The organism is Algoriphagus sediminis (assembly GCF_030403435.1).
In the GTDB taxonomy this organism is placed as follows: Bacteria; Bacteroidota; Bacteroidia; order Cytophagales; family Cyclobacteriaceae; genus Algoriphagus; species Algoriphagus sediminis.
In genome coordinates this window covers 441,141-461,424 of record NZ_JAUEPH010000004.1, presented here as the reverse complement: position 1 = coordinate 461,424, position 20,284 = coordinate 441,141, and the positions used below count along the sequence as shown (strand labels likewise).

The 20,284-nt window shown below is 40.0% G+C and carries 17 protein-coding genes; all 17 read left to right on the top strand.

Annotation, left to right across the window (positions count from 1 at the left end):
- Positions 1–5 precede the first annotated feature (5 nt).
- From QVH07_RS11345 to QVH07_RS11265, 17 genes are read left to right on the top strand one after another with little or no spacing between them, the layout of a single operon-like run.
- Positions 6–1,085 carry a glycosyltransferase family 4 protein gene (locus QVH07_RS11345; protein WP_290000461.1) on the top strand — a complete coding sequence of 360 codons (1,080 nt, stop codon included), beginning with the start codon at positions 6–8 and terminating at the stop codon, positions 1,083–1,085.
- Between the two features lie 3 nt (positions 1,086–1,088).
- Positions 1,089–2,978, top strand: coding sequence for an asparagine synthase (glutamine-hydrolyzing) (gene asnB / locus QVH07_RS11340; protein ID WP_290000460.1), 1,890 nt, complete (start codon positions 1,089–1,091; stop codon positions 2,976–2,978).
- A gap of 19 nt (positions 2,979–2,997) precedes the next feature.
- Complete coding sequence (locus QVH07_RS11335; RefSeq protein ID WP_290000459.1) at positions 2,998–3,990, top strand: N-acetylneuraminate synthase family protein; 993 nt, start codon at positions 2,998–3,000, stop codon at positions 3,988–3,990.
- A 5-nt stretch (positions 3,991–3,995) separates the two neighbouring features.
- On the top strand, positions 3,996–5,153 hold the full coding sequence (gene neuC, locus QVH07_RS11330) for a UDP-N-acetylglucosamine 2-epimerase (RefSeq protein ID WP_290000457.1): 1,158 nt from the start codon (positions 3,996–3,998) through the stop codon (positions 5,151–5,153).
- Positions 5,154–5,156: 3 nt separating this feature from the next.
- Complete coding sequence (locus QVH07_RS11325) at positions 5,157–5,858, top strand: acylneuraminate cytidylyltransferase family protein (RefSeq protein WP_290000454.1); 702 nt, start codon at positions 5,157–5,159, stop codon at positions 5,856–5,858.
- Positions 5,858–7,555, top strand: a complete 1,698-nt coding sequence (asnB, locus tag QVH07_RS11320) for an asparagine synthase (glutamine-hydrolyzing) (protein WP_290000452.1) — start codon at positions 5,858–5,860, stop codon at positions 7,553–7,555. The genes QVH07_RS11325 and asnB (QVH07_RS11320) overlap by 1 nt, the downstream gene beginning before the upstream one ends.
- A complete protein-coding gene (locus QVH07_RS11315) occupies positions 7,552–8,955 on the top strand; it encodes a CDP-glycerol glycerophosphotransferase family protein (protein ID WP_290000451.1) in 1,404 nt (467 codons plus the stop codon). Before asnB (QVH07_RS11320) ends, QVH07_RS11315 begins: the two co-directional genes overlap by 4 nt.
- Positions 8,955–10,100: a glycosyltransferase family 4 protein gene (locus QVH07_RS11310; RefSeq protein ID WP_290000448.1), complete on the top strand. Its 1,146-nt coding sequence runs from the start codon at positions 8,955–8,957 to the stop codon at positions 10,098–10,100. Before QVH07_RS11315 ends, QVH07_RS11310 begins: the two co-directional genes overlap by 1 nt.
- On the top strand, positions 10,097–11,233 hold the full coding sequence (locus QVH07_RS11305) for a glycosyltransferase (protein ID WP_290000446.1): 1,137 nt from the start codon (positions 10,097–10,099) through the stop codon (positions 11,231–11,233). The genes QVH07_RS11310 and QVH07_RS11305 overlap by 4 nt, the downstream gene beginning before the upstream one ends.
- Positions 11,230–12,330: a glycosyltransferase family 4 protein gene (locus QVH07_RS11300; protein ID WP_290000444.1), complete on the top strand. Its 1,101-nt coding sequence runs from the start codon at positions 11,230–11,232 to the stop codon at positions 12,328–12,330. Before QVH07_RS11305 ends, QVH07_RS11300 begins: the two co-directional genes overlap by 4 nt.
- Positions 12,323–13,735 (top strand): O-antigen ligase family protein, encoded by a 1,413-nt coding sequence (locus QVH07_RS11295; RefSeq protein WP_290000442.1) that lies wholly within the window; start codon positions 12,323–12,325, stop codon positions 13,733–13,735. The genes QVH07_RS11300 and QVH07_RS11295 overlap by 8 nt, the downstream gene beginning before the upstream one ends.
- A 51-nt stretch (positions 13,736–13,786) precedes the next feature.
- Entirely contained in the window at positions 13,787–15,070 is a 1,284-nt protein-coding gene (locus QVH07_RS11290) for a phenylacetate--CoA ligase family protein (RefSeq protein WP_290000441.1), read from the top strand.
- Positions 15,071–15,077: 7 nt separating this feature from the next.
- A complete protein-coding gene (locus tag QVH07_RS11285) occupies positions 15,078–15,533 on the top strand; it encodes a hypothetical protein (RefSeq protein WP_290000440.1) in 456 nt (151 codons plus the stop codon).
- A 43-nt stretch (positions 15,534–15,576) separates the two neighbouring features.
- Positions 15,577–17,175 carry a hypothetical protein gene (locus tag QVH07_RS11280; protein WP_290000438.1) on the top strand — a complete coding sequence of 533 codons (1,599 nt, stop codon included), beginning with the start codon at positions 15,577–15,579 and terminating at the stop codon, positions 17,173–17,175.
- A gap of 6 nt (positions 17,176–17,181) precedes the next feature.
- Positions 17,182–18,375, top strand: coding sequence for a glycosyltransferase family 4 protein (locus QVH07_RS11275; protein WP_290000435.1), 1,194 nt, complete (start codon positions 17,182–17,184; stop codon positions 18,373–18,375).
- Complete coding sequence (locus QVH07_RS11270) at positions 18,372–19,256, top strand: NAD-dependent epimerase/dehydratase family protein (protein WP_290000434.1); 885 nt, start codon at positions 18,372–18,374, stop codon at positions 19,254–19,256. The genes QVH07_RS11275 and QVH07_RS11270 overlap by 4 nt, the downstream gene beginning before the upstream one ends.
- A complete protein-coding gene (locus tag QVH07_RS11265; protein WP_290000433.1) occupies positions 19,253–20,284 on the top strand; it encodes a glycosyltransferase in 1,032 nt (343 codons plus the stop codon). Before QVH07_RS11270 ends, QVH07_RS11265 begins: the two co-directional genes overlap by 4 nt.

The following is a 20,284-nucleotide window of genomic DNA, read 5'->3' as shown; positions in this document are numbered from 1 at the left end:
ACAAAGTGCCCTTAAACATTCTTATTTCTTCTTTACCGCTTCCAGCTACAAAAGTTGGGAGCTGGACGAATAGAATTGGAGAATTTCAAAAGCAGACTAATTTCTTCGATCACATCCTTTCTCCTACAGAGAATCCAGATTCCACCTTCATTTTTTGTCAAAAAAGGGACCTAAACCCCATCCAAAAATTGTCAGGAAATAGGTCTGAAAAGGTTGGTACAGATTATTTTCTGGAATTATTGAAACTTGGAGCCGGAAAAAATCCACTAAAAATATTAGTCGTGGATGATCGGTCACTATTGGAGGCAATTGCCCTGAGAAAGGAAGAGCTTCCTAAAGGGACGGAGTTATATTATTCCCACCATGGTCACCAGCTTGGCGCCCCCCCACATATCTTTGACCTGGTAGACAAAGTTTTTTTCCTAACTGAGCTGGGATATCAGAAAACGCTCGAAGTTAATTATCAATTTACGCCAGAGGTTTTTGTGATTGGAAATGGAGTCGTTGGTGATGGCTTTAAGCCTATTTCACAGGAAGAAAAGAACGAAAGGAGAAAAGAATTTGGTTGGACCAATGATGACATAGTAATTACTTGGCTCGCAAATGCACGGCCTGTAAAAGGTCTACATCTTTTCAAAAAGGTGGTAGCAAACTTATTGGAAAAGTATTCAAACTTAAAGGTGCTTTCTATTGGGCATAAGCCCCAAAGCGATCTAAATTCTTCGAATTGGGTTCAGGTTGGACAGGTGAGTAATTCTGATCTCCCAAAATATTTGCAATTAGGTGATGCTTACTTTTTTACCTCAGTTTGGCAGGAGGGTTTCGGTCTATCTCTTGCGGAAGCTGTAAAATGCGGAAATATCCCCATTACGTCACCTTTAGGTGGAATTACAGAAGTATTAAGTGAGGTACCCCATAAGATTTATGTTCAAAGACCGAATATTGTTGAGGACTGGGTCAATGCTTTTGAAGAATATCTAAATCTTAGGAATAGTCCTGAGTTTATTTCCCAAGAGTTTGATTTTGGTTCCTGGCAATCTTATGATAAATGGGAACAACGGTTTTTAAATGCACTTAAGTCCTAAAGTATGTGTGGAATCTTAGGCATATACACACCTGATTCCAGCCTTCCAAATGAGACGGTTGATATACTTCAGAACGCCTTAATGAAACAAAAACATAGAGGTCCAGATGCTGATGGCTACTGGTTAAATGAAAAAGTTGCCCTTGGTCATAACCGTCTCTCAATTATTGATTTAACCCATGCGGCAGATCAGCCATTCTACCGAGAGGACCTTGGTTTAAGAATTTCCTTCAATGGTGAAATCTATAATTATCAAATCTTAAAAGAGGAGTTGCTAAAGAAGGATTACCATTTCAAAACTAATTCTGACACAGAAGTTCTTTTAGCAGGATATCATGCTTTCGGATCCGAGATTTGTAGAAAAATCACAGGAATGTATGCCTTCGCTATTTGGGATGAAAATAAGGACTCTTTGTTTTTAGCGCGTGACCGTTTCGGTGAAAAGCCGTTATTCTATATAAAAAAGGATTCGGGTTTTTATTTCGCCTCAGAGCTGAATGCACTTAGAACTATCTATCCTGGTGAGCTTAATATTAACCAAGATGCTGTAGTCGATCTTTTGGAAATGATGTATATTCATTTGCATCATACCATCTATAAAGAGGTTTCCAATTTCCCGCCTGCTCACTGGCTGAAAATTGATTCTAAAGGTGAATTTGAGTGGGGAAAATATTATTCCTACTCATTACCTGAAAAAGAAAAGATTGACTTTCTAGAACTCAAAAAACTCACGAAAGAAAAGCTTTTCAAGGTCGTGGAGAAACAACTTCATGCCGATGTTCCTGTCGCTACTTTTTTGAGTGCGGGAGTGGACTCTGGTCTAATTACCGCCATAGCAAGCGAAATAAAACCAGATTTAACAGCGGTGACCATGAGTACCGCCGAAGAGTCCACAGATGAAACGGCAGGTGCTACTTTTCTGGCAAAAAAATTAGGGATAAACCATGAGATTGTTCCTGTAAGCACGGATTCCATTGATCATTTATCAAATATCCTCTCGGATATACAGCCACTGGCGGATGCATCTCTGATTCCAAGCCATCTAGTGACTAACAAAGTTCAAGGAAAGTATAAAGTGATGCTTTCAGGAGACGGGGGAGATGAGATCTTTGGCTCTTATAACCGCCCTAATCTTTATCAAAAATATTCAGGAGGTCTTTTCCCATTAGGAGATAAGATAGTCCAAAGGGGTTTGAGTTTTTCAGGTAAAAATTCTGAGAAACTAAGGTCCAGACTTAATGATAAAAATAGAATGAAGTTTGGGGGTTGGGGCGGCTTCTTTTCATCACATAATCTCAATTCTGGTTTGATGGGAAAGGTGTTTCTTCAAGGAAAACCACAGAATAACCAGGTAAAATTGTACAATGAATTGAAGGAAAGGTTCTCTGGAAATGAGGATAAATTGTCCTTTGGAATTGACTTTGAATCGAGGTTGCCAGGCGATTTTCTATTTAAAATAGATTCAGCAGCAATGCACTCATCGATTGAGGTCCGGGCACCTTTCCTGGATCACCAATTGGTTGATTTTCTAATGAAGGTCCCGGTAAGAAGCCTTATGCCTAATGGTATTGACAAAGAGCTTAGTAAATCGCTACTATCTGATTACACCGGTAAACCCTGGGAAGCTCCTAAAAAAGGATTCACCATACCCTATTGGAAATACCTGCAGGGGGATTGGGGAGATATTTTGGAGGTTTACCTTCGGGAGGGCAAATCCCAAGAATATTTTTCCTTTAATACGAAGGGTTTACTCGATATGCTCCATGAATTACGTAAGCAACATGCCATTCACTATGGAAGGATTCTATTTGCTGTTTTAGTCATGGAAATTTGGTTGAGAGTTTTTCACTTGGCCAGCCAAAAGAGGAGCGCTTTTTATACTGAGCTTTCTTGAAAGTTATAATTCATAAAAAATGATCATCGCAGAAATAGCACAGGCACATGACGGAAGTTTGGGTAATGCCCATGCTTATATTGATGCTTTGGCAGATACTGGTGTGGATGCTGTTAAATTCCAGACGCACATTGCCGATGCTGAAAGTTCAATTCATGAGCCTTTTCGAATTAAGTTTAGTCGTCAGGATACGACGAGAATGGATTACTGGCGGCGAATGGAATTCACCTTGCCACAGTGGAAAGAACTCATCTCTCATGCGGAAAGTAAGGGAATGGAGCTCATTTCATCTCCATTCAGCAACTTAGCGGTTGATTGGCTTGAAGAAATCGGTGTAAGGAGGTATAAGATTGGCTCCGGGGAGGTTTCTAATCTTTTGATGCTTGAGAAAATCTGTAAAACTGGGAAACCAATCATTCTAAGCTCAGGTATGAGCTCCTGGGAAGAATTAGATAGAACGGTAGAGTTTATCCAAGGCTTTGGGAATCCATTGAGTATTTTACAGTGCACCACAGCCTACCCTACAAGTCCAAGTCAATGGGGGCTAAATGTAATCCCTGAACTAAAAGAGCGATACCAGATTCCAGTTGGATTTTCTGACCATAGCGGAGATATTTTCGCATGTCTGGCCGCCGCAGCTCTAGGGGCAGAAATCTTCGAATTTCATGTGGTATTCGATAAGCGAATGTTTGGTCCGGATACACCTGCAAGTGTTACTATCGATCAAGCCAAGCAAATGGTAAGCGGAATTGATCAAATTCGAGACTCCATCAAACACCCTGTAGTGAAATCAGACACTTCTTCATTTGATCGGTTAAAACAAATATTTGAAAAGAGTCTGGCGGTAAACAAAAATCTAAAGGCTGGAGAAGCGATTGTGATGGAGAATCTGGAAAGTAAAAAGCCCAGTGGATTAGGAATACCTGCTTCTGATTTTAGAAAAGTTTTAGGTAGAAAGCTTAAAACTGACCTGAATCAGTGGGACTTCCTGAATTGGGAGGATTTAGACTAACCTTTATGGAAAAAAGAAAAATTTGCGTTGTAGTTACGGCAAGACCATCTTATTCGAGAATTAAAACAGCCCTTAAGGCCATACACGAGCATCCTGATTTAGAACTTCAATTGGTTGTAGCAGCCTCTGCTTTGTTAGATAGGTATGGAAGTGCAGTGGATTATATAAAAAGTGATGGCTTCGAGATTGCCGCTAAAGTTTTTAATGTTCTAGAGGGCGAAAATCTAACTGCCGCAGCGAAAACAACCGGCATTGGCATATTAGAATTATCTACCGTTTTCGATAATCTTAATCCAGATATTGTAGTAACCGTCGCAGATCGCTTCGAAACTATGGCTACAGCTATCGCTGCCAGTTATATGAATATTCCGTTAGCTCATGTTCAAGGAGGTGAGGTCACTGGGAATATCGACGAAAAGGTTAGGCACTCGATTACAAAACTTGCTGATTATCATTTTGTGGCATCAGAAAATGCTTTTGACCGGGTAATTAAACTAGGAGAGGACACGAATTCGGTTTTCAATACGGGTTGCCCAAGCATTGATTTGGCTGCAGAGATAAAGAAAAGTCCTGAATTAGACTTTGATATTTACAAAAAGTACGGTGGTGTTGGAGCCAGGCCAAACCTGTCTGATGGATATTGGGTTGTTATGCAGCATCCTGTTACAACTGAAGTCGGATCCTCCAGAAGGCAAATTGAGGCGACTTTAAATGCGGTTTTCAATCGAAAGGAACCGGTTCTTTGGTTTTGGCCCAATGTAGATGCTGGAGCTGACGGAACAAGTACTGGAATCAGGTCATTCAGAGAAAATTATGACTTGAGCAATTTTCATTTTTTTAAAAACATGCAGCCGACTGATTTCCTTAAGCTTCTTTATAATAGTAAAGGCTTAATTGGAAACAGTAGCGTTGGAATTAGAGAGTGTGCTTTTTTGGGAGTTCCTGTCATAAATATAGGTAGTAGGCAAAATGCGAGAGCCAGAGGGTTCAATGTGATAGATGTGGATTATGATGAAAAAATGATTGCTGATGCCATGCAAAAGCATAGTGCCGTGAAGAAGTGTAAAGAATCCTATGTGTACGGGGGAGGAGACGCCGGAGTAAAAATGGCTGATCTTCTTGCTACACTCCCATTAAGATTCTCCAAAACCATCACTTATTAATTTTTGAAAGTTTTAGCTGTAGTTCCTGCAAGAGGAGGTTCAAAGGGAATTCCCAGAAAGAATATCAGGAAACTTGCGGGAAGACCACTTTTGTCCTACACAATAGATGCGATTGAGGATAGTAAGCTTCTGTCTAGGTCCATCATGAGTTCGGATGATCCTGAAATCATGGAAATGTCTGAGTCCCTTGGTTTGGAAGTCCCTTTCGTGAGGCCCGGTGATCTAGCAGGAGATAAAAGTCCTACTTTGCCTGTGATTTTACATGCTCTGGATCACTTTCTTGGGAAAGGGATTCGTTTCGATGCAGTTTGTATCCTTCAACTAACGAGCCCCTTTCGAAGAAAAGGATTAATCGACGAGGCAATAACTTTGATGAAGGAAAAGGATTTTGACTCCGTAATTTCAGTCTTACCAGTACCTCATGAATTCAACCCGCATTGGGTGTTTGAATCGGATGAAAATAATCAATTGAGAATTGCAACCGGGGAAAAAGAGATAATCTCCAGACGTCAGGATCTACCACCTGCGTATTTCCGTGATGGGGGATTATATCTGACTAAAACAGGGATTCTCAGGCAGAATACCTTGTACGGAAATAAGATTGGTTATGTCTTTGGTGAAAAGGAAAAGCACGTGAATTTGGACACGATGGAGGATTGGAATGCAGCAGAAGAATTGGCGGCCAAAATTTATCCAAAAAGCTAATGTGCGGTATTGCTGGAATAATAGGAGATAACCAGTCTAAGGAGCACCTGGAGAAGATGTTGCGGATTCAAAGTCACCGTGGCCCTGATTTTACTGGGAGGTTTTTTGATGGTGAAAAAGTTGCAATTGGTCATAACCGATTATCCATTATCGACCTTCGAGAAGTTTCAAATCAGCCGTTTTACTCTGATGACAAGAGATTTATTCTTGTGTTTAATGGAGAGATTTACAATTACTTGGAATTAAAGCAGGAACTTGAAAAAGATTTTCATTTTCACACCACATCTGATACCGAGGTACTATTAAAGGCTTATCAAAAATGGGGTAAGGATTGTCTTTCCAGATTCAATGGAATGTTCTCCTTTGCCATTTGGGACACTTTGAAGCAAAAGCTTTTCGCTGCGAGGGATAGATTCGGGGTGAAGCCTTTTTATTATTATCAAAAAGGAGAAAAGCTCATTTTTAGCTCTGAAATTCCAGCTTTGTTTGAAACAAATATCAAGAAAAGCCCTTCTGAAAAAGTCTGGGCATCTTTTTTTGCTAAAGGAACCTATGGTTTTCCAAATGAAACTTTCTGGAAAGAAATACACCAGCTACCTGGAGGACATTATCTGGAATTTGAAAATGGTAACCTGAACGTAACTAAGTGGTATTCATTTGTCGACCGGGTGAATGAGTTGATTGGAACGTCAAAAGAAAATGAAGAGGAATACATTGATTCTTTATTAAGGGATTCGATTCGCTTGAGGTTCAGGGCAGATGTTCCTGTCGGCTTTAATCTTAGCGGTGGTTTGGATTCCAGTACTTTGCTCGGCCTCGTTTCTCATGAATATCCCAATACTGATTCTATTCAAGCTTTTACCTTTTATACCGGGGATGACAGATATGATGAATTGCCTTGGGTGAATCAGATGATTTCCAGGACTTCATTCCCTCTCAATAAATGTCTATTGACGGCAGAGGAAATCCCTGAATTAACCTCAGAAATGAGTGCGATTCAGCTGGAACCCTTTGGGGGTATTCCTACTTTGGCATATGCCAAAGTTTTTAAAGAAGCGCGATTAAAGGGAGTCATTGTATTGCTGGATGGTCAGGGGGCTGATGAATCTTGGGCGGGTTATGATTATTATTTCAACCATTCGGATTCATTGGTCCAGGGGGTAAAATCCTCTCCAGTCAAACCGGATACCTTGGCCCCGCAGTTTAGAAATTTCACCGACAGGCAAAGTTTTGATCTGCCATTTGAGGATAAATTACTCAACCTTCAGTATCGGGATCTGTTTTATACCAAAATACCCAGAGCGCTAAGGTTCAATGATCGAGTAAGTATGGCAAGTAGCACAGAATTAAGAGAGCCATTTCTGGATTATCGATTAGTAGAATACGCTTTTTCGAGACCAGAATCTTTCAAAAGAAAAGGTGGTGTCCAAAAGTATATTTTGAGGCAAGTGGCTAATAAATACCTTGGTGACTCCATTACTTTGGCTCCCAAAAGACCTCTTCAGACTCCACAGAGAGAATGGTTGGGGAGTGAGCTTAAAGATTGGGCTGGAGATAGAATCAGCGAGTTAGCTCATAACTCGGCCTGGTTCGAAAAAGGAAAAATGATGCAGTATTGGGATAATTATCTCAAAGGAGACAACAATAACAGCTTTTACATCTGGCAGTGGATCAATGCTGCTGAAATCTTGAAATGAGCAGAATTTGCTTTTTGATACCGGACGGGGTTGGGATTCGGAATTACTTATACTCTGATGTAATCAAAAACCTATCTAATCAGGGACATGAGATAATCATTTGGCATAGCCTTGCTTCTGAGGTCATACGATTAGCTGCAGACTTAAATGGTTATCATCCACTTGAGAAAAATTTTAAGGTATTCAAGGAAGATTTAATCGTCCAAATTCTGCGAGAAAGCAGTACCTATGCCCGTTTGAAGCATAATGCCAAATTGACCGATAACCCTACCATCATGCTTAATTGGCATGAGAAAAAAGGTCCTTTCAGGCGCAAGGCACTTGTATCTCTTTCTGAATTTCTGGGTGGTAGAATAAGTGGTTATGAAGGGATTGAGAGTACGGAAAAAATCTATTTTTCAAGGATAAAGAGAACGGAGGCTTATAAGCAGTATTGGTCCGATTTGAAGGAAATAAATCCTGAGGTCCTATACTGTACTCATCAGCGGTATCCAGGTGCAGCCTTTGCCATGGAGGCGGCAAAATCTTTGGGTATTCGTACTGTGACAGGAATTTTTTCTTGGGATAATCTTCCCAAAGCAAGGTTACTACTAAGGTCTGATTATTACACTGTTTGGTCTCCTTACATGAAGTCTGAACTCATGTTTTATTATCCCGAAATAAAGGAGAATCAAATTTTTGTGACAGGAACACCGCAGTTCGATTTTTATGCAAAGGAAGACTCTATTCAAAGTCGAGACGACTTTGCCAAAGCATTTGGGCTGGATCCAAATAAAAAATGGGTTTGTTTTTCGGGTTCAGATGCCAAAACCTCACCTAATGATACAAGGTACCTCGAAGATGTAGCAGAAGCATTAAAGGATGAGGAAGATGTACAGCTATTGTTTCGGCAAGTGCCTGTAGAAACTGCCCAGAGATACGAATCGGTTCTTTCTCGATACCCTGAAATTAAGCACCTTCCTCCAATCTGGAATAAGGGTAAGCACTGGAACCAGTTTTACCCATTTCCTGAGGATATTTCTCACCTAGTTAATCTCAGTTACCACTGTGCGACAGTGATAAATATCGGATCTACCATGGCTCTTGATTTTAGCTGGTTTAATAGCCCTGGACTTTATCTGAATTATGACCATGAGCCGAATCAGGAGTGGACAGTACGAGACGTTTATAAGTTTCAGCATTTTCGTTCCATGGATGATCTAAATGCAGTGGTCTGGGCGAATTCAAAGCAGGAAATCAAATCCAAGGTCAAAGAAATTCTGAATCATCCAGATAAAGTGGCTAAAGATCGGAACGAGTGGTTAAGGATAATCACTGGTGATCCCACAAGGGAATCTGCATCTTCCAGAATAAGTAGTCTATTGGAGGAGCTCTCTCAAACTTCAGAAAAAGTATTTTAATGCATATTTGCTTTTTATCACAGGAATTTCCCAGGACTGGGTCGGTTTATGGAGGTATTGGCACTTTCCTTAGTACGTTCAGTAGTGTATTGGTCAAAGGTGGACACAAGGTTACTGTTTTAGGAATTAGTGATATTTCCGAAGAAATAATAGAAGAAATTAATGGGGTTGAAGTTATTGCCTTACCCCGGGTTAAGTCCAAATTCCTCTCCTGGAGGAAGAATTTCAAGGTGCTTCGTGAAAGGATAAAAGAAATTCACTCACGACATCCTATCGATATTTTAGAAGGTTCAGAACTGAATTTTGCCTTTCTGAAGAAAATCAAGGGAATTCCATATGTGATTAGACTTCATGGAGGCCATCATTTTTTTGCTGAAGGCGAAAACAGGCCAATTCAGAAATGGAAGGGCTTCCAGGAAAAGCGATCCTTTGCCAAAGCTGATGCATTCATTGCCGTATCAGAGTATGTGAAAATTCACACTGGTAAACTTCTTTCATTTCACGGAAAACCGGTAGAGGTCATTAATTATCCAGTACCATTGGCTAAGTTTTACAAAGCGGACCCCGCGAAGGCCATAAAGGGTAGGCTAGTCTTCGCAGGAACCGTATGTGAAAAGAAGGGGATCAGGCAATTGATTAAGGCTTTGCCGAAAGTGAAATCAATTTTTCCAGAAGTACATCTGGAGGTTTATGGAAGAGATTCCTTGTATACTGAAAATGAGAAATACACGGACTTTCTAAAGAGAACTTGTTCAGAAAAAGAATTAGAATCGGTTTCTTTTCACGGCCCTGTTTCACATGATGATCTTCCTGGCTTTTATGAAAAGGGAGAACTCTGTGTATTCCCTTCGCATATGGAAACTCAGGGTCTGGTAGCTCCAGAAGCTATGTCCATGGCAAAACCAGTCATATTTTCGGAGAAGGGTCCAGGACCAGAAACCATTGATTCGGGGATCAATGGTTGGTTATGCGACCCATTCAGTCCAGATTCTATTGCAGATACAATTATTGAAGCATTGAATCGAAGAGCTGATTTGCCTAAAATCGGCGAGGCGGCAAGAAAAAAGGTTCATGAAAAATTTAAACCTGAAACCATCACTCAAAAAAATCTCGATTTCTACGAAAGATTACTTTCAAAAAAATGAAGTTTTTGATTGTAGGACATGTGGTTCATAAGGAGGTGGGTGATCAGGTTTTTGCCTATGGGCCATATGTTAAGGAGATGAATGTATGGGGCAGGTATGTGGAGGAAATAGGGATAGTGGCTCCTTTTGAAAAAACTTCAAAGCCAAACCCAATTGACTTATCCTTTCAACATGCGGGTATAAAGCCTTTTCCAGTAAGTTCATTTGATACCATATCAGCAAGCGGGAAGATAAAAACCATTTTAACTCTGCCCGGGATAATCTTAAATACAATGAAGGCTATGAGATGGGCAGATCATATTCATCTCAGGTGTCCTGGAAATATGGGGCTAGTAGGCTGTGTGGCCCAGGTTTTTTTCCCATCAAAAGTAAAAACAGCAAAATATGCCGGTAACTGGGACAAGGGGAGTTATCGTCCAAAGAGCTATCAAATTCAACAAAGTATTCTTGGGAATACCTCTCTGAGTAAGAAAATGACAGCTTTGGTTTATGGAAACTGGCCGAATGAATCTCAAAATATTAAACCATTTTTCACTGCTAGTTATTCCGAAAAGGAAAAGGAATCCATCCAGCCAAGAAATATAGAATTAGGAAAAGAAATCAACCTCCTTTTTGTTGGGACTTTGGATTCTGGAAAACAACCACAAATCTCAGTAGAGGTTTGCAAAAAACTAAGGGAAAAAAGGATCAATGCAAGACTGGATTTATACGGAGAAGGAAATCTCAGTGATCAATTAAAGAAGGTAATTGAGAATGAGAACCTTCAGAGTTTTATAAAACTTCATGGGAATCGACCTTCTGATGAGATAAAAATGGCCTACAAAAACAGCCACTTTCTGATTTTCATCTCAAAAAGTGAAGGCTGGCCAAAGGCTGTGGCTGAAGCAATGTTTTGGGCCTGCCTTCCCATTACAACCAGAGTTTCTTGTGTCCCCCAAATGTTGGGAAATGGAGAAAGAGGGGAACTGGTGAATGAAGATGTAAATGAGATTTTTGAAAGGCTAGAAAATTTGATCGAAAATCCATCAATTTATAAGGAAAAGGCAGCAAAAGCGATGGGATGGTCAAGGGATTACACTCTTGAAAAATTTGAATCGGAGATCAAAAAACTTCTCTTAAACCCAGCAGATTGAAAATACTCCAAATTATCGATACGCTTAATCCAGGTGGTGCCGAAAGAATGGCTGTAAACCTAGCAAATGCTTTTGATGGGGTAGGGGTAGATCATAAACTGATTGTAAGTAGGCGAGATGGAGGACTGAACAAGCAGGTGAAAAGTCAAGATAGGCTGGTTTTCCTGGGTAAGAAAAGCACTTTAGATTTTGGGGCTTTTCAGAAATTAAGGAAAGTAGTAGCTGTTTTTAGACCCGATGTAATTCATGCGCATGGAACTTCCATTTATTGGGCAGTAGCTTTGAAATATTTGAACTCCGATTTCAAACTTATCTGGCATGATCATTTGGGTATTTCTGAAGAGGTGCTGAAAACAAACCCCAGGAAAGAGTTGGCTCTTATGTCTAGTAAAATTGATTTCATTATTACGGCTGATGAAAAAACCAGGGAGCATTGGATTAATAAAAAATTGAAAGATGCAGACCTCATCAGATATTTGGGGAATTTCCCTCAACTATCTATTATAAAAACTCCTGATAATGAAATATTTACCTTTGTCCACCTGGCCAATTATCGCTCAGAGAAAGGTCATATGACGCTGATTGAGGCTGCAAAAATTTTATCTGATCAGAAGCTGGATTTTCAAGTAAGGATGGTTGGTGCCGCTATAGATAGTTCTTGGAAGGAAAAAGTTAAGGCCAAGGTGATGAAAGAAGGTTTGGAGAAGTTTATCTTGGTAGAAGACGCCTCGGAAAATGTAGATGCTTTACTTTCGGAAGTCAATGCCGGTTTAGTAACATCCGATCGGGAAGGGTTACCCGTAGCCCTCTTGGAGTATGGTTTGGCTGCTTTACCTGTTATTTCCACCAAGGTTGGCCAATGCCCAAAGGTTTTACTTAATGGAGAATTCGGCTATTTGATTGATCCTGGGAGTTCCGCTCAATTGGCAGAGGCAATGAGAGATATGATTGGAAATTCTGAAATTGTAAAAACGAAGGCTAAAGAATTCCAAGTCCATGTTGAAAAGCATTATGGCTTTGAGCAATTTTTCAAAGATTACAATCAGATTTTGAAGCAGTTAAACATTCCAGTAGAATCCGTTCCAGCTCATGATTAAGAGTTTGATCCAAAATAAATACCCCCTCGTCTGGATAATCCTCCATTTGATTTTGGGTTTCACTGCTACCATTACACCTTACGTTTTGATAGCCTGGTTTTATTTTGTCATTTTATCTTCTCTCAGCCATGTTCTGAAGAAGAATAAATCTCCATTCATTTTAATTTCCCTTTTACTATATCTGGTTTCCTTCGAGTTGCTTTCAAGAATGGCTAGAACTTCCCCGTTTATTCCTTATGAACTGGGGAAATATCTTTTGGCAGCGGGAGCTATCTGGGGGATTTTCAACTTTAAAACCAGAGGCTATAGCGGAATTGTAATGCTGGTGTGCCTCCTGCCAAGCCTATTTATTGATCTTTCAGGACAGGTGCAACGCTCGGATGTAGTTTTCAATCTTCTTGGAGCGGTGAACGTAGCTTTGGTTTGCTGGTTTTTTTATAAGCAGAATTTTTCAAGTGAAGAACTTGGGAAGGTTGTCCGGCTAATGGTTTATCCTATCCTCGGGATATTAAGCTATACATTCATAAAAACCCCTGACTTTGAGGAGGTAGAGTTTGTTTTGGGAGCTAACGTGGATCTCAGTGGGGGCTTTGGCTCAAATCAAGTTTCTACATTATTCGGGCTTGGGACCCTACTTGTTTTTATCCTGATCATAAGCAGGCAAACATTTTCCGGAAACTTCATTTTGGATATTGCCATTCTTTTTGCCTTAAGCTTTCAGGGTCTACTCACTTTCTCTCGTGGAGGTATGATTGGAGCTGTTTTGGGAGTCATGATTATTCTTTTCTTTTTACGTCGTGCTTCGCCTCTAGTCAGAAGGAAATATCACCTTCCTAATGTCGGTAAGTATGTGATTCCTTTGATTTTGGTTGGAATATTATCCTTTGTGGTAGTAGATCAAATCACAAATGGGCTTTTAAGTCTTCGATATCAAGGGGAGACAATGGGTACGATTCAAGGATCCAAAGTCAAAACTCTCAATACCATAAGTACCGGTCGTTTTGATATTTTCATGGGAGATGTCAATCTCTGGTTAGATCATTTTGTTTTTGGAGTGGGTGCGGGCGCCTCCAGATTCCTAAGAGAGAGTCTCACTGGAACAATAGCCCACGTAGAACTAAGTCGACTTCTGGCAGAAAGTGGCTTCCTTGGCTTAATCTATTTTGTAATCCTTTCTTGGTTAGGAGTTAAGTTGTTTAGAGGGCAGTCAAACCCACTTATCAAAGGAATCCTCATTGCCCTGTATATCGTCGCTATGTATACCACCTTTCATGCGGCCATGCGTACGTATGTTACTCCATCATTGTTGGGTTTGAGCTTGCTTGCTGTAAAAACTTCGAAAAAGCCTAAACCCAAGGTGCGTAAGAAACACAGTTTAAAGGCTTTAGAACCTATTGCTTCCTAAATCTCCCCAAAGTTTTTCTTGGCTCTGAATTCCAAACAGATAGAGTTTATTTTGTCCCTGGGGGACCTTGCTTTAGGAACTAGTTTTGTAAAAAAAATAAGAAGCTGGAGAGAAGTATTCAAAAAGGATTCCACTGAACTCAAGGAGATTCAAAAGGAAAAACTTAGAAAAATGCTCTCACATGCCTCTGAAAACTCTCCATTCTATAAGTCCTTTAGCATTCCACTAGATCAGGATCCCTTCAAAACCCTGAAAAATTTTCCAATTTTACCTAAACAGACGCTTAAGGAACGAGTAGATGAATTCCTGACGACCGATCAAACCAAAGGTCTTACCTCTATTACTTCATCAGGAAGTACAGGGGCACCCTCCAAAGTTTATTTTAATTCCGAAGAGCTATCCAGTAATCGTGCACTTCAAATAATTTGGTGGGAATGGGCCGGCTATAAGTTTGGAAATTCTGTGTTGCAAACTGGGGTAAACATGAAGCGAAGCGCCGAAAAAAAGCTTAAGGATTATCTTTTAAATACTCGATATATCGACGCTGTTAGCCACGATGAAAATCAGATTAAGGAGGAATTGGAACTATTGCTTGAGCATCCCAGACAGCATTTTGTGGGTTATGCTTCGAGTATTTTTCTTTTTGCCAAAGTGGCCAATAAATACAATATCAAAGGGGTGAAATTTGACTCGATTATTTCCATAGGAGAGAAGCTCCTTCCTAACTTCCGGAAAGAGATAGACACCGCCTTTCAATCGCCAATTTATGATACTTATGGGGCATCTGAGGGGTTCTTAATTGCCTCACAATGCCGGAAAGGAACGTATCATATTATGAGCCCTCATTTGGTTTTGGAGATTTTGGATGAGCAGGGAAATGAGGTGAAACCCGGAGAAATGGGAAGGGTTGTATTAACTGGGCTGGATAATTTCACTTTACCGCTGATTAGATATGAGATTGGAGACCTAGCGGTCAAAGCTTCGGATCAGACCTGTTCCTGTGGACTCCAATTACCTGTTTTAGGTGAAATAGTAGGAAGAATCACTGAGTTTATTAAAACACCCAGAGGAAAATATATTACAGTTCAGACGGTGGTCCGTTTGATGAAGAAATTTGAGGAGATAGATCAATACAAGGTAATCCAGCATTCCGAAAGCGAATTAGAAATCGAATTAGTTTCAGGAATAAAATTGGACTCTAGATATGAAGAGAAAATATCCTCAGAATATGAAAGGGTACTTGAGGAAAAGCTGAATATCAAATTCACTCAGGTTCCCAAAATTTCCAAGGCCAAAACAGGGAAATTCCAGTTGATTGAAAGCCGTCTAAATTGATTCAATTTTGAGTTTACTATCCAAAATTAGACCCTATCAAGTTGATCTTTTGGTTTTCAAGGTACCAGAAAGTCTAAACCCTGAAAGTGCAATTCTACCCTTCCCAGTTACAGAGAAAGCCAAAGATGTATTTGTTTTTGAGGATAAGGGAAAGCAGGCACATAAAAGCAAAATTTTTAGGGGAAGTAGAATTCTGAAAAGTTTTGGATATAAGACCCCAATCCTATGCATCGGTGATTGTGAAACTCCCGAGGAGTATCGAGGAAAGAGTTTGTACCCAAAAATGCTCCGATACCTTTATACAAAATTCCAGAATGAAGCTGAGATTTTTATTTTGGTTGCTCCCAATAATATGGCTTCAATTCGCGGGATTGAAAAGTCTGGAGCAAAAAAGGATGCCCGGATCAAATGCCTAAAAATTGGACCAATCTACTTGAATAAAGAAATTGAAAGGTTTGATTGAATTCAAGGAGTTGGTTGTGAAAAGAGATGGTAAAACTCTTAACATGGAGGAAAATTTTCAGTTGAAAAATAAGTCTATTGATAATTCAAGTACTACTGAAATAATTTTTTCTAAAGACATTGTTATCAGTGAGTTATATATTGATTTTACATTCATTCAATCGCCTTCTCATTATAGGAATGTATCGTATGAATGGGAGGAGATTTTGGATGATAAGCTGATGCTATCCTCTTATTCCCCAAAAATCATCAGATGGAAGGATGAAGTAAAAGCTGTGTCCGCAACTAATTCTGGATCCTGGGAAATTGATCCCAAGAAGAGTTTGCTAAGATGGTATGTAGTTCATCCGGATTTAGCCCCAAGTTTTACTTATGATAGGACCGACCACAGGGTTTGGCATTTTGAGTATGATTTTTACGAGGGAAATTCTTTTAAACTCCAATTTCTATTTACAAAGGATGAAATTGAAGAATGGGCAAGAACTCCAATAGGTTTTGTTCCAACTGTTTGCTTCACGGATCATTGTGATTTTGATACTCCTGATTTGCTGACCAAACAAAGGTTGATTTTCTCAAATACAGGTATTCGAACCACCAAAGGAATTTTTCTTTACGACCAGAGCGACCGTCCATTTCATGCATCTTTTGAAAATGTAGGAATCAAGGAAGAATTGAAACTTTGGGAAGATGATGGCCACGAACTGGCTTATCACGCCTTTAGCAAATCAGAGGGCAAGGAAAGTCAGAAGCATTTTAACTACTATCAAAGTCCGGCTGATTTTGAGCCTATACAAACTTACATCGATCACGGTTTCCTGAGCTATAATGCCAGCCAAAGAGAGCCTAATGAGTTGGCTGCTTGGTTTACTCATCAAAATAAAAAAGGAATTCAGCAGGTTTGGAATTATGTGGATTCATTCGAAGCTACAGCCTTTTGTAATAATCAATTGTCCACTTATGACAGTTCAATTGCAGCTCTATGGAAGAGCAAGGAAATTCATGAAAAGGAAGGGTTGCATGAGGATTCCTCACGTCTTTTTAAGGCTTGGTTGAGCTATGGGACGTCTGAAGAATTGGATTTCGCGGTAAAACATCTGAATACCTCCATCCATCAATTCAGGACTGAAAAGGCTAAGGCTTTTCCTGCCCTCACCCGAAATTTTCTAAAAACATTGAAGCATGCAGTAAACCCTGAAGTGATCAGTCAAAATTTTTTAAGAAGGACAAAGCCATTTCATTTTAATCGATTCACACCCATTATTTTCAAATCGCCCCATCAAAAGGACACTGAAGTTTATTCCTTTCAAACTGCCTCGGTCAAAAACTTTGAAACTGCCTTGAGCGAATATTCTCTTGAGAAGCTAAAACGAGAAAAAGGAGTACTTATCGCTCATACCTATTTTGCTTATACCAGCTCAAATCACGCAGGAAGATTGTTTTTAGACGATTCTGGAAAACAAAATGAGGTTGCAGTTCAGGGCTTCGAGCGACTAGGCCAATTGATCTCAAATAAGGAAGTCTGGAATCCCACCATAGCTGAAATGGTAGGATTTTACAAAAAATTGGAGAAGGTCGAGTATAGAAGTGAAAACGGTAAGGTGAAGCTGGTGAATGCTCCCGGACCAAGTCGAAAAATCTCTTAGGCCAAAGTGAAAATTCTTTATTTCTATCAGTATTATTCCACGCCCAAAGGATCTTGGGGGACCAGAGTTCATGAGTTTGCCCAGGAATGGGTCAAAAGGGGACACGAGGTTCAGGTGGTTTCTTCGATTTATTCAAAATCCGATTTAAAAGCCAAAAAGTTTATTGAGCATCAGAATTTTGACGGGGTAGATGTGACAGTCATTAATGTCAGGATTGATAATAAGCAACCAATTCATAAACGCTTACTTACCTTTGCGTCCTATGCTTTTGCTTCTATTTGGTATGCCCTGACGGCAAAAGCTGATGTAGTTATCGCTTCTTCAGGTCCAATTACAGTAGGTGTTCCCGGTTTGGTAGCACGATATCTCAGAGGGAAAAAGATGGTGTTTGAAGCTAGAGATCTCTGGCCTGAAGGTGCCATTGAGCTGGGGTTAATTAAAAATTCAACAGTTAAAAAAATGGCTTATGCTCTGGAAAGCAGATGCTATAAAGCTTCTTCTCTTGTGGTGGGTTTAAGTCCAGGAATGAGAAATAATATCAATGCACGATTTCCTAATGTGAATGCTATCAGTGTAACCAATGCAGCCAATATCTCACTATTTTCCCAGCCTCGCGAATTCAAAGAAAAGGATGGGCTGAGACCAAAAAAGTATGCCATTTACACTGGTAATATTGGCGTGGTGAATAATTCACTTTGGCTTCTAGAAGCCGCTAAGATTTTGCAGAAAAAAAACTCAGATATCGACATTTTGATTATTGGTGAAGGTCAACAGCGGGAATTAATTGAAAAAGAGATTAAAGACTCTGGCCTTAAGACATTGAAGGTTTGGGGCTTGATGCCAAAAGAAGATCTTGTCTCTTATGTTCAGAATGCTATGGTTTCTCTTGTCCCTTTAAAAGGAACTCCAGTTTTGGACACCTCTTCACCGAATAAATTCTTTGAATCTCTGGCTGCTGGCGTGCCTGTGATTCAAAATACGAATGGATGGATGAAGGACTTTCTAGAGCAGCGGAAACTTGGATATACTTTAGATCCGAATGATCCCGAGGCACTGGCAAATAAATTAATGGAGCTAGATCAAAAAGGGGAAGAATTAAGTGAAATGGGTATCAGGGCAAAGGGAATCGCGGCAAAAGAATTTGATAAGGATTACCTGGCTGAAAAAATGATCAAAGCAATCGAGGAGGTGGTGGATTGAAATATCTTCTAACGGGAGGATCTGGTTTTCTGGGAGGAATTTTAAAGGACTCCCTGAGGCAGAACCATGATGTGGTGACCTTGGGAAGAAGTATTACGAATGGGATTATTGCTGATTTATCCATGGAGGAGCCTATTTTGCCCCCAGTGGATGTAATTATTCATGTGGCAGGAAAAGCCCATATTGTCCCTAAAACAGAAAATGAAAAAGCTGAATTTTTTAGAGTAAATGTCACAGGAACAAAAAACCTTTTGAAAGGGATTAAAGTGCTTCCAAAGTCATTTGTGTTTATAAGTACTGTTGCTGTTTATGGTCTTGATGAAGGACGATTGATTAAAGAAACGGAGGAATTAAAGGGGGATACACCATATGCCCGAAGTAAAATTGAAGCAGAAAAACTGGTTCAAGACTGGGGTATAAAGAATCAGGTTAATGTTCTCATTCTCAGGCTTCCATTAGTGGTAGGTCCGAATGCACCGGGAAACCTTGGAGCTATGGTCAAAGCAATTAAAAATGGCTTCTATTTCCGTTTGGGAGATGGTAATGCAAGGAAATCCATGGTTCTGGCGGAGGATGTGGCAGGTTTGGTTGGAGATTGCGAAAATATGGAAGGGGTTTACAATCTAACTGATGGTCAAAATCCCTCAATGGCTGAATTTGATACCTACCTTGCTTCCTGCTTTAATCGTAAAGTTAAAGGCTTTCCTCAAGGGTTCTTGAACTTTGCCGCCAAAATCGGGGATACTTTTAAATCTTTTCCTCTGAACTCCTACAGGGTGGAAAAGCTTCAAACTTCTTTGACATTTTCTTGTGCCAAAGCTGAAAAAGATTTTGGCTGGAAGCCAAGGTCAGTAATAGGAAATTTTGATCCCAGATTGTGAAGATTTTATTTCTTGGTGAAACATACCGAGCTGATGCTCAGACCTGGATTAAGGGTATAGAAAAAGCAGGTAGAATTAAAATTCAGACAAAGGAAATTTCGCCAAGCAAGACTCGGTTGGGAAGAATTGGAAATGCTTTTTCCTTTTTCTTCCATTTGATTTTCAATTCAGAGAAATATGATATCAGTCTTGCGGAGAGAGCTACTAGTTATGGTTTTTTCAGCCTTTTCGTGAATTCGAGGCTAAGGGTAGTTGCACAACAAGGAATAACTGACGCCTTTCCCGAAGAAGGACTTACAGGAAAGTTCAAAAGATGGCTTCAAAGACGAGTGTATAAAAATGTAGATGTAATTCATGCTTGGGGCCATGTGATGACCCATGCCATGCTGGATACCGGAGCTTCACCTGCTAAGATTTTGGTAAAGCCAAAGGGTTTGGACTTGGGAAAGTTTATTTACTGTCCTCCATCTGAGAAGGTGAAGAACTCTGCAATAGTCACACGTAGTTTATATCCAATCTACCGGCACAGTGAAATCCTTCAAGCAATGGAGTTGCTCAAGGGCAAAGGGATGGATTTAAGTTGTGTGATAGTTGGAGATGGGGAGTTATCAGAAAAACTGAAACAGGAAGCTTCAGACCGTTCGATTTCAGAACTAGTGGATTTCAAGGGTCGAATCCCAAATCCCGACCTTCCAAAATATCTTTACTCTGCTCAGATTTATCTGGCCGTTCCAGAAACAGAAGGAGTTTCGGCATCTCTTTTTGAAGCAATGGCGACTGGTTGTTTTCCAATTGTTACGGATCTGCCAGCCAACAGACCTTTTATTGAGAATGGATTCAATGGATTCCTGGTTCCTGTGGGCGATGTACCAAAGCTTGCAGAAGCTATTGAAAGATTTTTAAACGATCCTGCTGCCTATTCGAAGGGAATAGAGTATAATCGTCGATTCATTGAGAAGGAGTGCGATCTGGAGAAAAACATGAACCAATTTTACTCGAAATACCAGGAGGTACTGGCGAATAAATAA